Annotated in this window: 9 protein-coding genes; all 9 read left to right on the top strand. The window is 41.0% G+C overall.

Annotated elements, in window-relative coordinates:
* Positions 1 to 3 precede the first annotated feature (3 nt).
* The 9 genes from KO513_RS15425 (at position 4) to KO513_RS15385 (ending at position 15202) form a co-directional block, all read left to right on the top strand.
* Positions 4 to 1407 carry a glycoside hydrolase family 28 protein gene (locus tag KO513_RS15425; RefSeq protein ID WP_215914165.1) on the top strand — a complete coding sequence of 468 codons (1404 nt, stop codon included), beginning with the start codon at positions 4 to 6 and terminating at the stop codon, positions 1405 to 1407.
* Between the two features lies 1 nt (position 1408).
* Positions 1409 to 2797, top strand: coding sequence for a glycoside hydrolase family 28 protein (locus tag KO513_RS15420; protein WP_215914164.1), 1389 nt, complete (start codon positions 1409 to 1411; stop codon positions 2795 to 2797).
* Positions 2798 to 2801: 4 nt separating this feature from the next.
* A complete protein-coding gene (locus KO513_RS15415) occupies positions 2802 to 4370 on the top strand; it encodes a sulfatase-like hydrolase/transferase (protein WP_215914163.1) in 1569 nt (522 codons plus the stop codon).
* Positions 4371 to 4405: 35 nt separating this feature from the next.
* A complete protein-coding gene (locus KO513_RS15410; RefSeq protein WP_252735872.1) occupies positions 4406 to 6022 on the top strand; it encodes a sulfatase-like hydrolase/transferase in 1617 nt (538 codons plus the stop codon).
* A 49-nt stretch (positions 6023 to 6071) separates the two neighbouring features.
* Positions 6072 to 7337, top strand: coding sequence for a family 16 glycosylhydrolase (locus KO513_RS15405; RefSeq protein WP_215914162.1), 1266 nt, complete (start codon positions 6072 to 6074; stop codon positions 7335 to 7337).
* Positions 7338 to 7367: 30 nt separating this feature from the next.
* A complete protein-coding gene (locus KO513_RS15400; RefSeq protein ID WP_215914161.1) occupies positions 7368 to 9989 on the top strand; it encodes a VPS10 domain-containing protein in 2622 nt (873 codons plus the stop codon).
* A 46-nt stretch (positions 9990 to 10035) separates the two neighbouring features.
* Positions 10036 to 11298, top strand: a complete 1263-nt coding sequence (locus tag KO513_RS15395; RefSeq protein ID WP_215914160.1) for a glycoside hydrolase family 117 protein — start codon at positions 10036 to 10038, stop codon at positions 11296 to 11298.
* 223 nt (positions 11299 to 11521) lie between these two features.
* The gene (locus KO513_RS15390) at positions 11522 to 12511 is read left to right on the top strand and encodes a family 43 glycosylhydrolase (RefSeq protein ID WP_215914159.1); all 990 of its coding nucleotides are present in this window, start codon (positions 11522 to 11524) and stop codon (positions 12509 to 12511) included.
* A 36-nt stretch (positions 12512 to 12547) separates the two neighbouring features.
* Positions 12548 to 15202 (top strand): sialidase family protein, encoded by a 2655-nt coding sequence (locus KO513_RS15385; RefSeq protein ID WP_215914158.1) that lies wholly within the window; start codon positions 12548 to 12550, stop codon positions 15200 to 15202.
* Positions 15203 to 15214 lie beyond the last annotated feature (12 nt).

The raw sequence follows: 15214 nt of genomic DNA, 5'->3' as shown, positions 1-15214 counted from the left end.
CAAATGAAAATATCACAATTACTCTGTTGTGCCTTTTGCCTGTTATTTATCACACAAGCAATGGCTACAGATTTTAATGTGCTGGATTATGGCGCTAAAGCAGACGGTATTACACTAGATACAAAGGCTGTACAAAGTGCTATAGATGCTTGCACCAAAAATGGAGGTGGAAGGGTTTTGATTCCTGCAGGAAAAACCGTTGTAACGGGTACTATTTACTTAAAGGATTTTGTTACCCTTCATGTTGAAAATGGAGCAACGCTTCTTGGCAGCCCCAATTATGAAGATTATGCTACTGATACCCATAAAAATATGTACAAGAACGAACCGCATATGGACCGTTGCTTGATTTTTGCCAAAGATGCACGTTCCATTGCCATTGAAGGTTATGGCACTATTGATGGAAACGGGCACAAAGAAAATTTCACGAAGCAAAAAGGTGGTAGGCCAATGATGATCAGGTTTGTGAACGTAAAGGACATCCATCTTAATGATATTACCTTGATTAATCCTGCGGCATGGACTTCCGCTTGGCTCTACTGTGATAATATCTCTGTAAGCGGGATTAATATCATAAGTCGCGTAAACAATAACGGAGATGGGTTGGATTTTGACGGATGCACAAATGTGCGCGTAAACAATAGTAATTTTGATAATAGTGACGATAGTATTTGCCTGCAAGCCTCAAGACCGGACAAACCGTGCAAGAACATAACGGTAAGCAATTGCCACTTTAGCACCAAATGGGGCGGAATGCGTATTGGCCTCTTATCCCGTGGAAATATTGAATCGGTTACCGTTACCAATTGTACTTTTAAGGATATTCAAGATTCGGGACTTAAGATTCAGCAATGTGAAGGTGGCGAAATGAAGAACATGGTCTTCAGTAACTTGGTTATGGAAAACGTACCTCGTCCTATTTTCATGACATTCGCACAACAAATTGCTTCCGTAGATACACCCAAAGGACAGTTAGAACCACTAAAAAGCATGCACAACTTTAGCTTTAGCAATATTGTGGTAGACAATTCCAAGCTTGATAAAAACTCGGCCTTCTTTTTAACCGGGTTTCCAGGGCATCAAATTGAAGACGTAACCATTAAGGATGTTCAATTTGTAGTTTCTGGTGGGGGAACGGCCGAAGACGCCCAGAAAACAGAGATAAAAGAATACACTCAAGAAGTGCTTAAGGGCTGGTGGCCAGAATTCAGTTTAGTTGGTACCCTACCCGCTTCCGGACTTTATGCAAGACACATTAATGGCTTGGTGGTAGATAATTTCAGTATTAAGATCATAAATGAGGACAAAAGGGCACCTGTTGTTCTTAAAAACGTAACAAACAGCCAAATAAACAGGGTTTTCCTAAACCAGAAAATCATCACAAAAGACCAAATCCAAAGTAACTAAAATGAAAGCCAAACTACATTATACAAGCCTCTTAATTACCTTTATTCTGTTGGTAAGTTGCTCTTCAAAATCAGACCGTTACAACGTTGTTGATTATGGCGCCATAGGAGATGGCAAAACCATAAATACCAAAAACATTCAGGAGGCTATAGATGCCTGTAATCTTGCTGGTGGAGGTACGGTAACTATAGAAGGGGGCAATTACGTTTCAGGTACGCTTCTTTTAAAGGACAACGTGACCCTGCATGTAGCTGAAGATGCAAAATTGATCGGAAGTTCAAATCCGTTGGATTATCAAAGTATTGATACGTTTCAAGATGCTACTGGGCAACAACGTGGTAATTGTCTTATTGGTGCTAAAAACGCCAAAAACATTGCCGTAACTGGAAAAGGAACTATTGATGGGAACGGAGAAGCTTTTCTATCGAAAAATATAAAGGCAAAAATTAAGGAATTGAACATTACTGAAACTAAAGGTTTTGGTACAAATAGACCTTTTCTTCTACGGTTCGTAAACTCCTCTCAGATAAGAGTGCAGGATATTCATTTACGACAGCCGGCCGCATGGACGTGTCATTTCTATCAATCCAATGATATTTTGGTGGATAACGTTTCTATTTACAGTCACGCCCACAAGAACAATGATGGAATTGATTTGGATTCCAGCTACGATGCAGTTATTAAAAATTGCGACATCAACACAGGAGATGATGCCATTTGCATTAAAACTACGAGTCCAAAACCTACCTATAACGTACAAGTTAGCGATTGTAAGCTCAGAAGCGACTGGGGTTCGATTAAGTTCGGCACGGAGTCTATGGGAGATATGTACAATATTGATATTAAAAACTGCCAGATTTATGATACCAAAGGTGGCGGTATAAAGATCTTAAGTGTAGACGGGGCCAACATTCACGATGTAACTATAGACGGTATTCAGATGGATCGAGTAGATATGCCTATTTTCATTCGCCTAGGGGAACGCCTACGCACCTACCGCAATGCCGAAAAACAAGAGGTTGGCTCTATTACCGATGTACTCATCAAAAATGTAAAAGGCAGTGCACGAGCCCTGGATAGTTCTAGGGTAAATCCGCCTTCAGGCATATTAATTACGGGAACCCCAAATCATAAAGTGGGTAAAATAACTTTAGAAAATATAAAACTGGAGCTTCCTGGAGGAGGAACTGCACAGCACACTACCTCCAAGGTTGAAGAAGATATAGACCGCTATCCTGAGTTCAGCTTTTTTAATGTTCTTCCGGCCTATGGGATTTATGGAAGGCACATAGACAGCTTACATACGGACGGTATTGTGTTTTCCTTGAACGGTGACGATAAGAGAGAATCTCAAATTTTAGTGGATACCCATTCAAATAAATCAGAATAACATTATGAATTTTAGAAATCGATTTTCCCATTACATTTTAATCGCTTTTTGTACACTGTTAGGTCTTCCCGCAAGCGCTCAAAAAAGCAAAACCAAAAAGAAAGACCGGCCTAATGTACTCGTTATTTACACAGATGACCACCGCTTTTCCGGGGTACATGCTTTGGGTGGCATGCAGGTAAAAACACCAAATATGGACGCTTTGGTTGCTGATGGCATTTCATTTTCCAATGGATATTTGATGGGTGCTTTTTCCGGTGCTACTTGCGTTCCAAGTAGGGCCATGTTATTAACAGGCAGAAATGTATTTGAATTACAAGGACAAGGACACACCATTCCACCCGAACATAAAACCATAGGCGAAGCCTTACAGGCCCAAAACTACAACACCCATATTGTGGGCAAATGGCACCAAGACAATAATGCTTTGGCTCGCTCTTTTGATTCAGGAGACCGTATAATGTCTAGAGGTATTTATTTGGTAGATCACTTTCGTATGCCTTCCTGGGACTGGAAAAAAGATGGTGATTATAAAAAGGAAGACGGGTATATATTAGTGTATGACAAGGATGGAAAAGTGGTTCGTAGATCGGTAACCAAAGAAGATAAAAGGGGCCCTTCTGCCACAGAAAAAGATGGTCCACATACGTCCGAAATCTATGCAGAAAGTGCTTCGGAGTATATTAAGGATTACAAAAAGAAAGACCCTTTCTTCATGTATTTAGCGTTTCATGCACCTCATGACCCAAGACAGGCGCCACAGAAATATAAAGACATGTACCCCATTGAGGATATTATCCTTCCCCCATCCTATATGGAACAACATCCTTTTGATAATGGACATATGTTTTTAAGGGATGAAGAATTGGCCGTATGGCCCCGAACACCGGAAGTAGCCAAAGAACAACTTTCTGATTACTACGCTATTATTACGCATTTAGATGCTCAAATAGGTAAAGTCATTGCGTCATTAAAAGAAAGCGGCGCTTATGAAAATACGTTAATTGTTTTTGCTGGTGATAGTGGTCTGGCAGTTGGCAATCATGGTTTAATGGGAAAACAGAATATATATGATGAAGATGGGGTTCATATTCCATTTGTTTTTTCGGGTAATCTCATAAAAGACAAGGGCAGTAAAAGAGAGGCGTTAGCTTATAATTTTGATATTTTCCCAACGATACTGGATTTCATTGGTGTTGATGCACCTAGTTCTGTTACCGGTAAAAGTCTATTACCGGTTATCAATAAAGAAAAGAGCAGCGTTAGGGATTACACTTACCACGCTTACAGACAATTCCAAAGAGCTTATAGAAAAGGGGATTATAAACTCATTGAATACGTACGTGCCAACAATTATGACAAAAAGAGCGGGGAAACCGTAAAAGGATCCCGTGTTACCCAATTGTTCAATATAAAAAACGACCCTTGGGAAGTTTATGATCTTTCCTTCTTTCCCCAATATGCCGATCAAGTAAAGACCATGCGCAAGGAAATGAAAGAAAAGGCAAAAGAATTGGGTGATACTAAAGAAAATATTGAAGGAGAGAAATACGGATTTTGGGAATTTTATTAAATCCAGAACACTTAAGAACAAATTCAAAACTGAGCATGAAAATTATAAATCATAAAATCTTATGGGTTGTGCTAGGGTGCCTAATGATGTCCGCTTTAGGAGTAGCTCAGGACAAACCCAATATCATTCTTTTATATGCCGATGATATTAGTGCCCGTGAACTTCCCATTTACGGCTCTACAGTTTGGAGTCCACCAAAGGGAGGTAACAGTTCGGACATGCAATACAGGGCCAAGACGCCCGTATTGAATCAACTAGCGGAAGAAGGTTTATACGTAAAAACCGCTTGGGCAGCCACAGTTTGCGGACCAAGTAGAGCCATGATGATGACAGGCAGATACGCGCATTTGCATAAATGGTGGCATAATAGCGATAAAGGTAAGGCTCCAAACGGAAAAGGCGTTTGGAACTTATATGACAGTTCGCCCCACTCCATTGCCCATGTGGCCAAAGCGGGTGGTTATGCTACCTTTTGGGCCGGAAAAACACAAATGGATATAGAAGGATTTCAGTTTGATGAAGGGTGTTTTACCCCTGGTGAAGGTTCTTATAACAAAGCTATACACACCACGGACTTCCGTTTGGAAACTAGAAAAATAAACGGAAAGAAGAAGATTTTTAATGCCGATACCAATAAAGAAATTCACAAAAAAAGCTATGTACAGTCCGGTTGGTATTGGAAACCCCATGTTCAACTTATGAACTATCCGGGTACCAACAAAAAATTGGTTTGGTGGCCCAACACTAAAAAATCAAAGAAAGAATTTGGATTGAACACTTTTGGCCCAGATGTAGAACTGGATTTTATTTTTGATTTCATGGAAAGGAAGCAAGAAGAAAAAGAACCTTTCTTTGTGTACCATACCAGTCACTTAGGTCATGACGCTTGGGACTTCCTAAACCCTGACTCCGGAAACAAATGGCCCGGAACCCCAAAAATTTCTTGGAACGGAAAGGCATATTCGCGCACACTACCTAACGTTACCGGCGACAATGGAATTTATAACACCCATGCCACGGTTACAGATAGCGGTATTCACCATCATATAAACTATTTAGATTATCAGGTATGGCAATATATGAACAAGTTAAAGGAACTCGGTATTGAGAACAACACCATTTTTATCTTCTGTGCGGATAATGGCACCAGTGGTTATGGAAAATCCAGTTCAATTTCGCAAAAAGGTACCCACGTGCCGCTTATCATTTACGCTCCAGGCATGAAGCTTACCAAAAAAGGAATGCAGGATGTACTCGTAAACATGTCAGACATGCTTCCTACCATTGCAGATATTGCCAATGTAGAAATACCCGATAGTTATGAAATTAATGGCGAAAGTTTAATGCCTTTCTTGACTACGGATAAACCAACGCATAGAGATTGGATATATGGCTACCACAAAGAAACCCAAATAGTAAGAGGAAATCTTGTACTAAAAGATGGCAACGATGTGTGGTACGATGTAAGCAAAACACCAGATGACCTTATTAGCTTTCCTAAAATCAAGGATTGGAGCCAAGTCTCACCAGCCCATAGGGCGGAACGTGACCAACTATTGCAAACCATTCCCCAGTTTAATTTGCATGAAACGGCCCATGACGCTCCTGAAAACGGCATAGGAAAAATTGAACCATTAAAAAAATCAAAATAAGGGTGAACATCTAGCTTTCGCTCTTAAAAAATAATACAAACGAAATAAAATGATTTTGAAACAGACCATTGCATTTTTTTTACTTGTAAGCGGCAGTGTATTTGCTCAAGAAATGCACGAAACCAAAGAAGAAACTCGCCAAGGACCACCAAAACCTCCTATGGGCAAGCGTTGGGTCTTAAATCCGGACTTTTCAGATGAATTTAATGGTACAGAATTGGACACTACAAAATGGTATGACCACCACCCTACTTGGATAGGTAGGCCACCCGGTCTTTTTATGGCCTCACAGGTTTCCGTAGGAGACGGGTTTCTTAAAATGACGAGTAAAAAGCTTGAGAAGGATACCATAGTTCATGCCTACGGTAGAGATATAACTTTTAATGTTGGTGGAGCCGCTGTGGTTTCAAAAAAATCTACAAAATTCGGGTATTATGAATGCCGCGTAAAGGCCGCAGCTACTACCATGTCCACAACATTCTGGTTTTCGAGCAGCAACAATTTTAAAGGACCTAACGATTGTGATAAATACGGTTTGGAGTGGGATATTCATGAATCTATTGGTCGTGAAGGTGATTTTAATGGAAGTTACTTTGCCAGTGGTATGCACTCCAATTCACATTTCTGGTATACGGACTGTGATGGTGAAAAACATGACTACCGAGCCCCACAAGTAAAATTTGAAGATGAAAGACTTACCTCCCAAGATTTTAATATCTACGGTGGCTGGTGGCAAAATGAAAGTACGACCAGCTACTACTACAATGACCGGGCACCCAAACACCAAAAGTTTTATGACAAGGTAAAAGATATGCCTTTTGATCAACCTATGTACATGCGTTTAGTGAGTGAAACCTACCCTTTTCCGTGGATCGAAATTCCCACTGCCCAAGAATTGAACGACCCAAGCAAAAACACAGTGTACTATGATTGGGTCAGAGCCTATAAACTGGTAGATGCCAATGATTCCAACTCTCAAGAAAGAAACAACCTAAAACTTTACAACGAAAACATATCATTTGATAGCCCCATTATTGCCCAAAAACAATCTACTTCTATAGAGATACCCCTTACCTATAAAGCTAATCAAGACCGTGAAATAGAACTAAAATTGTTTGATAACGATGGCGAAAAAGTAGCGGAATCCAAGTTTGTCGCTTACGCGGGATATGCCAATATTACGGCTGTGGTCCACACAGAAGATAAACTATCTACCGAAGCACCTTATAAGCTAACGGCCAACATTGCCCCTATAAATGGTGATAACAAAAGTATTCTAGACCAAAATACCCTGTACATCAACTTGATGAAATAAATAGACTTCCGTTTTCAAAACCAAAGTGATATGAGCAAAAACTCCTTATGTAAGATAGTGCCTCTCTCCTTCCTTTTCCTAGGAATGTCTATATATGCACAAACACCGGAAAAAGGAGCTACTTTTTTCAAACGCCTAAAAACGGAAACAGTAACATCCGATCCTGCCGTGGTCTGGCAACAATTTGGTCCGGGAATGAGTGGCAACAACAAATGTGCTTTTTGGCATCCTACAGACCCAAATGCACTTTATATAAGTCCTAACATGGGCAATTCTTATGTTTCTTTTGACAAGGGAAAAACGTACAATACCATGTTGAATGGTGATGAATCCGGTTACAGGGAAGGACAACGAGGCCCTATGCAACTTTTTAGTGTAGATTTCTCGCGCCAAAACCCGGACTTTGGTTTTTGTAGCGATGACAAAAATAAGGGGATTTTCATTACCAACGACCAAGGCCGGTCTTGGAAAAATATAAATCATCCCGCTTTTCAAGGCAAATACGTTTCCTGTGTTACCGTAGACCCCAAGGACGACAATATTTGGTATGCCGGCGGTGGTGAAATGAGACATTTAGGTAGAATGTTGTTCCCCAATAGCAAACCCCATGGGTCCAAAGAACACGAACCAAGTTTGAACAAACTTTGGAAAAGTACGGACAAAGGCAAGAACTGGGTAGTATTGAACAAAGGGCTACATCCAAAAACCCAATTTGAAACCTTATTGGTAGACCCAAAAGACTCTAACCTTATCTACGCCAGTACCAATTATGGTTTTTATAAAAGTACGGATGCAGGAAACACCTGGGCCAAAAAAACCAAGGGTTTTGATTATGATGTAATGCGGGCCATGAGCCATCACTACAATGAAAAAAATGATGTACTGACCCTTTACGTTATCTGTAACCCCATGTGGAAAACAGATGGTAAAACATTGACCAATGATAAGGGTGGAATTTTCAAGAGTGTTGACCGTGGCGAAAGTTGGGAGAAACTAGAAGGTAATTTGCCTTTGGATATGCGGCAATTTAAAAAGAATGCAGATATCAAAAAGAGCTATGTACACTGTGCCGCTTATGTTTTTGATATGAAAGATAGCGAATTCAGAGAGAAGTACCCTCAAATGCCTTCGGCCATTACCATTCGTTTCAACACCATTGCGGTGGACCCGAATGATGCAGATAATATTTACCTCAACAATGAATATTCCAACGCTTCCCGAAACAACTTTAAACCCGGTCAGATTTGGCGCAGTAAAGACGGAGGCAAAAATTGGCACGTTGCCCTGCGTAACGGAAAAGCTTGGAAAACTACCTCTAAGGACTATGCATATTGGAAAGAAAGAGGCAACCCTATGGAAACCAACATCTCACTTCGTTACCTAAAAGATTGGGTAGATAGGGATTTCTATGAACGTAAAGGGTCCAATTTTGTCAGGTGGAATGCAGACGGTACCGTGCTTCACACCCAAATGGCAAAAATATCGCTTATGAGCTATGACAAAGGGGAAACATGGGTAGATATTGATGATGAGTATACCACCCCTGGAACGGAGAGTTATGTAGGAGCGGGAAACAGTAATTTGCCCGGCCATGGTTTCTACCAACATCCGGATATAAAAAATAAGGTATTCTGCATGGCGGGAGAAAATAGTTTGTGGGTAACCAATGATGAAGGGCCTAAGGTTCGTCCTGGAGCCCAAGGTGCAGAATCCCATAATTTTCTGGACCATGAAACATCACTAAGCTGGTACGCCATACATCCCAAGGACACGCTTATTCATTATGCCTTGTTCTTTAGGCAGGCTGCAAAGGGTAAATTATTAAAATCCGTTGATAATGGAAAAACATGGAAAGAACATGGTATTGCCATTCCAAAATGGGAGATAAAGGCACATAGTGGAGACCAAAGCGTACATCAAAATCACCTTATTATAGACCCTGAAAACCCGGAAAACATGTACTTTGTAGTCCCTAAAAATTCTATTGATATGGAATGGGTAGGTAATTCCGTAACCGGATTTGGGGTACATAAAAGCCATGACGGAGGAAAAACATGGCAAGAGGCCAATACAGGTTTACCCACTTCACGTGACGCCACTAAAATAGCGTTCTCCCTAAAAGACCCCAACACCCTATATGTTACCGTACAGAATAAAAACGGAGGTCTTTTTAAATCTGTTAACAATGGGGCTTCTTGGGTAAAAGTTTCATCTACCGAAAAGATATCCGGTAACCAAGGTATAAACGATATTCATTTTTCCCGAGACGGAAAGGCCTACATTACTGCAGGAACCAAAAAAGGCAAACCCAATGCCGGAGGGGTTTGGGTGAGCAATGATAATTTGCGTAACTGGAAACGTATTTTTGATTATCCTTGGACTAACCGTATTGAAACGGCCTATTATAACCCAAATACCATTTTGGTATCTACTCTAGGGAATGTTTCCATCGGCACAAAAAATCCTGGCACCTACCTTTCGCAAGACGCTGGAAAAACTTGGGCTAAAATTAATCTGGGCAATGGTCAAAGCGATCGCATAAACGATATTGCCATAGACAACTATACACCCGGTAAATTCTATACATCAACACGTGGTAGCGGGTGGTATGTTACACAACATCCCAAACCCAACAAGACCATTAAGCTATAATCATTTTATAAACATATTATTCAACCAGAAACACCAGAACAGTAGTATGAAACAGTATATTTTACTAGCATTAAGTTTGAGCACTTTTGCAATGGCCCAAGCCCAAGAAAAGGCATTTCCTTATGAGTTGCCAGAAGAGAAACCCAACAGACCTTTGAGTGCCGCTTTAGAACGGAACTATGATAACTACTTAGGAGCTCGTCCCGAATCCAACGAATTGTACACCCAATTTAAATATACAGAACTTAAAGGTTTTGATTATCATGATAATGATGGCACCATATCACGAAGAGACCCCTCAAAGGTAATTTTTGAAAATGGTAAATATTACATTTGGTACACCCACCGAGAAACCCCTGTGGCCCCGGTAGGGATTCCAAGGGTAGAGGAATCCAATGATACTATTCCCTCTGCAGATTGGGATTTGGCGGATATATTCTACGCTACCTCCAAAGATGGATTTACTTGGGAAGAGCAAGGTGTTGCCGTTCCTAGACCTCCCAAACCTCAAGTAGGCTGGCGTTCCGTTACCACTACAGATATCTTAAAGTGGAAAGGGAAATACTATTTATATTATCAAGCGTTTTCTGAAGCTCCGGGAAAAAGTGGTGGAGATAATTGTCCCGTTGCCGTATCTTATGCCAATTCTCCTGATGGTCCATGGACTCCTTTAAACAAAGAAGTTATACCTAACGGAGCTCCTGGTTCTTGGGACCAATTTTCCATTCATGACCCCTACCCTATAGTTCATAACGGAAAAATATACCTGTATTATAAATCCGATTTTGGTAAAACGAAAACCAAAGGTAATGTGCGCATGCATGGGCTTGCTATAGCAGATGATCCTTTAGGTCCTTTTGAAAAACACCCACTGAACCCGGTAATGAGTTCAGGACATGAGACAACCCTATTTCCTTTCAAAAAAGGGGTAGCCGCTTTTGCAATTAGAGACGGTAACGAAATGAACACCATACAATATGCGGAAGATTGGGTGAATTTTGAGATTGCCGCCATGGTAGAAATGATGCCAGATGCAGGTGGTCCTTTTATTGCTGATGCCTTTACAGATACTAAATATGGTCGTGGAATTACTTGGGGAATTTCACATTTTGCCAACCCTACTCGAGACTGGAAAAAGAATCATGTGGTTCTAGTTCGTTTTGATTGCGACCTAAGTTTAGATGTTGATGATCAACAAATGAAACGCCACCACAATACTCCAAAGTTCGAGTATTTGTTAGAGCATGGACTCAATGCCAAACAGCGAGAACGTGCCATGAACGCTACTAAAAAGCTGAAGGAAAACTAGAACTATAATCGGCTAAAAAATGAGAAAGTAACCAAGCTCGTTTTCAATAGGGGAATCGTATTACCACGCTCAAAATATTGAAAACGGGCAAGGCTATTCAACACATACACAACCCTTTCACTTTAAATAACAAACCAACATAAAACCCTAGTAATCAATCTAAAATAGACATTATGACTTGAGCATATGCTCACAGACCAACCCACCACCAACACTATACCAAATGAAAACTAGTACCTTTCAACTTTTAGCTGTATACTTTTTACTCTTTCACATGGGGCTTAGGGCTCAGGAGAATATATTAGTACCACAACAGGCCAATGAATATGTACGAATCTATATGCCCGATGGCGATTATTTTTTCGCACCTGACACACCTAACCTAAAAGAAGGAAAATGGTATAATGAATGGGTTCCTAACGACCACACCTTTGTAAAAGGTAATGATGGCAAGTGGCATATCTTTGGAATAACCCATCCATTGGTAGAAACAATCCCACTCAATAAAGGCATACATGAAGGCGAGCATGGTTCTTTTCATGCCGTATCAGAAGCAACAGATTTTAAAGAGACAGTAAAGGAGCACCACTATAATGACCTCCCTAAAATATTGACCCCAAAAGATCGCCCAGGAGAAATAGCTGCCAACCATGCACCTTACATTGTAAAAAAAGATGGTTTATTTCAGATGGTTTACGGCCATAGCCCAATGCGCATGGCAGTTTCCGATAATCTATATGATTGGAAGCCAAAAGGAGAACTCTTCTCGGACCCGGATGGTGCCCGCGACCCTAATTTGCTTTTATACAAAGGCACATATTATCTGACGTACTGTTCCATAAAAAGCGTCCGAATGGTAAGCTCTAAAGATTTGGTTAACTGGAGTGAATCTAAAACCATTCTAAAAACCAACAAGTTTGATCCTGAATCGCCATCCTTACTTTTTCACAATAATACATTTTACCTTTTTGTCTGTGCTTGGGAAGATGATTGGGACGGTAAAGATATTCAAGGTGCTTATACGCATAAAGCCTACGTTTACAAATCCAATGATCTAAATGACTTTGGTGAGGACCAAGAAAAGGAAATTACCATGTTGGATGCCCATGCCCCCGAGATTTTTCAAGGTGAGGATGGACAATGGTACATATCAAGTGTAGAATGGCCGTACAGAGGGGTAAGTATTGACAAATTGGAATGGATTAAAAAATAACGAACTATAAATAGTTGCAAATTAGAGTATTGAACTATGAAAAAAACGATTTTATTTCTTGTGTTGGGGTGTCTTACTACAACACTTCAAGCCCAGACCAAAGACTTTTTTCAACAGATCAAAACGGAGAAAGTAGCATCGGATTCTTCCATTGAATGGGAGAATTTTGGTCCGGGAATGTCTGGCTATTGCGAAGAATTCTGGAACCACCCTACGGATGCCAATGTAATGTTCATGGGGCCCGATATGCATGTGAGCTATGGAACATGGGACGACGGAAAATCTTGGCACTCGTTAAAAGACCACGATGGATTGGGACATGATATGAAAAGGGTCTTGGATATTGAATTCTCCCTTCAAAACCCGGATTACGGTATGGCTATCGATTGGAACGGGTGGGTTTTTGAAACTGTTGATAGGGGTCGAAGCTGGAAAAAAACGATAGAATTAGGAGGAAGTCATACAGACGTATACATAGACCCCAACGACCCAAAATCATTTGAAAAAGGCTGGTATTACGAACAAGAAGGAACGCGTATGAGCGAACTGGCCGTAGACCCAACAGATGATTCAATCTGGTATGCAGGTGCAGGAGATTTTTGGAACGTAAAAAGTAACCATAGATCCGCCGCCAACCCTAACGGTATTTTCTTAAAATACGCAGTCTATGGTTGCATATACAAGTCTACGGATAAAGGAAGGTCATGGAAAAAAATCACCAAAGGTCTTCACGAAAAGACGGATGTGGGAAAGATTATTGTAGACCCTAATAATAATCAACATGTTGTTATGGCTACTAATTTCGGGTTGATGCGCAGTACAGATGGTGGACTTTCTTGGAAAAAGAGCGGCAAGGGACTCCCCAATAATCTCCCCCGAGACCTAACCTCGTACTATGATTCAAAAACCAATGAGTTTGTCCTGTACTTGGTAGACCAAACGGTTTATGAAAACAAAGGAAATACAGTAACCACAAAAGGAGGCCTATTTAAAAGTACCGATGGCGGTAAAAACTGGAAAGATATTACCGGTAATCTCTATTTTGATATGACCGCCCTCCACTCCAATGCCGAAGTAGACCGTTTTCATAGAACCATGGGGCACTGGTTTGGCATATCAAAGTCGGAATCAAAGAAAAAGTTTACCGCTTTGCCTACAAAAACACTTCCGGTTTTCAACAGATTGGTAGTTAACCCCTTAAACAAAGACGAAATCTATGTCAGCTACAATCGCAAACACGATTTCACCTTTGGCCCAGGTGATGTATGGCGAAGCTTAGATGGCGGAAAAACTTGGATTACCTGTGCCCGATACGGTCCGTATTGGAAAGGAAACAAGGATCTGGACTATTGGAAAAGCAGGAACAACCCTACCGGAACCAATATTAAGTTTGCCCATCTTCAAACTTACATGAACGGTACCTCTGGTACTTCCGGTAACCGTATGATGTCCATAGGTCCCAAAGGAAACCTTTACATTGGTATAAATCAACAAACCTTAAAATCTACGGATAAAGGCAAGACTTGGAAACAAGTAGATGACTATGAAACCTCTCCAGGAAGCAATAAGTGGATTGGCCGTGGAGACAGTAATCTCCCGGGAAGGTTTATGCTTTTAGAAACTGGGATTAAAAATAGAAGATTGCTCTGTAGTGGCGAGCACGGATTATGGCAAACTACGGATTTAGAAGGGTGGCCAGACAAGCAGGCTGTAGCCGTGGAGCAAATAGAAGGCCAAGTACATGACCATAGTGGTAACCACGGTGCTCACTCCATATCTACCGTGGCGGTGCATCCACAAGACCCTAATACTATTTTTGTTTTGTCTTGGCGCCAAGAACACCGCGGTAAATTGCGAAAAACAACCGATGGTGGAAAAACCTGGACCAATATTGCCACTATTTTTGAAGCCGCCAATAATTCATGGGAAGGTCTGGCCCCACAGAACTCCTTATTGATTGACCCTAACAATCCTAATACTATGTACTTCTGTTCTACTGCCCGAAAAATTTCGGAAATAGGTGGAGGAAAACCTGAAAAACTTACCAAAGGCGGCTATGGTTTCTATCGGTCTTTTGACGGAGGCCATACTTGGGAATTGAGCAATACCGGTTTTCACAAAAATGCAAGTGTACGCCGTATTGTTATGCACCCAGACCAACCGGAAACCCTATACGCCGCACTCAACGATAAAAACGGAGGGCTCTATATCTCTAAAAACAAAGGAAGTAATTGGGAGAAGATGACCATTCCATCCGTCATAAATTCGGTGAACAATGTATTCATAGATCGTAATACCAAAGATATTCTTATTTCTACCGGACAACGTAGTGGTACTTATGAAGAAGGTGGAGTTTGGCGGAGTCTGGACCAGGGTAATACTTGGCAACAAATATTCAAGGCTCCCTTTGTATGGCAGGCCGAAACCTCTCCCCTAGACCCAAAACTTATCGTTATCAGTGCTGCGGGTCAACAGGTAAGCATGTCAGGTAAATTCATGAATCCGGGTATCTACCTGAGTACAGATGGCGGTAAAAGCTGGAAAAAAATCAATAAAGGTTTGGGCCAACCAGATAAGATAGTAGACGTTAAACCCGACCCCTACAACAAAGATGTGCTTTGGTGTGCCGGATGGGGCAGTGGTTGGTTTGTTAGCTATTTAAACGGCAGTACCGACGGATGGGCCAAATAAGAACAAAAAATA

The sequence above is a fragment of the Zobellia sp. B3R18 genome, from assembly GCF_018860715.1.
Classification (GTDB): Bacteria; Bacteroidota; Bacteroidia; order Flavobacteriales; family Flavobacteriaceae; genus Zobellia; species Zobellia russellii.
This window is presented reverse-complemented; position numbering and strand designations above follow the sequence as displayed.

Bases quoted from the DNA above. Each gene is read 5' to 3' on its own strand.
- KO513_RS15390 (WP_215914159.1), top strand. From the start codon at position 11,522: ATGAAAACTAGTACCTTTCAACTTTTAGCTGTATACTTTTTACTCTTT.
- KO513_RS15425 (WP_215914165.1), top strand. From the start codon at position 4: ATGAAAATATCACAATTACTCTGTTGTGCCTTTTGCCTGTTATTTATC.
- KO513_RS15410 (WP_252735872.1), top strand. From the start codon at position 4,406: ATGAAAATTATAAATCATAAAATCTTATGGGTTGTGCTAGGGTGCCTA.
- KO513_RS15400 (WP_215914161.1), top strand. From the start codon at position 7,368: ATGAGCAAAAACTCCTTATGTAAGATAGTGCCTCTCTCCTTCCTTTTC.
- KO513_RS15420 (WP_215914164.1), top strand. From the start codon at position 1,409: ATGAAAGCCAAACTACATTATACAAGCCTCTTAATTACCTTTATTCTG.
- KO513_RS15395 (WP_215914160.1), top strand. From the start codon at position 10,036: ATGAAACAGTATATTTTACTAGCATTAAGTTTGAGCACTTTTGCAATG.
- KO513_RS15385 (WP_215914158.1), top strand. From the start codon at position 12,548: ATGAAAAAAACGATTTTATTTCTTGTGTTGGGGTGTCTTACTACAACA.
- KO513_RS15415 (WP_215914163.1), top strand. From the start codon at position 2,802: ATGAATTTTAGAAATCGATTTTCCCATTACATTTTAATCGCTTTTTGT.
- KO513_RS15405 (WP_215914162.1), top strand. From the start codon at position 6,072: ATGATTTTGAAACAGACCATTGCATTTTTTTTACTTGTAAGCGGCAGT.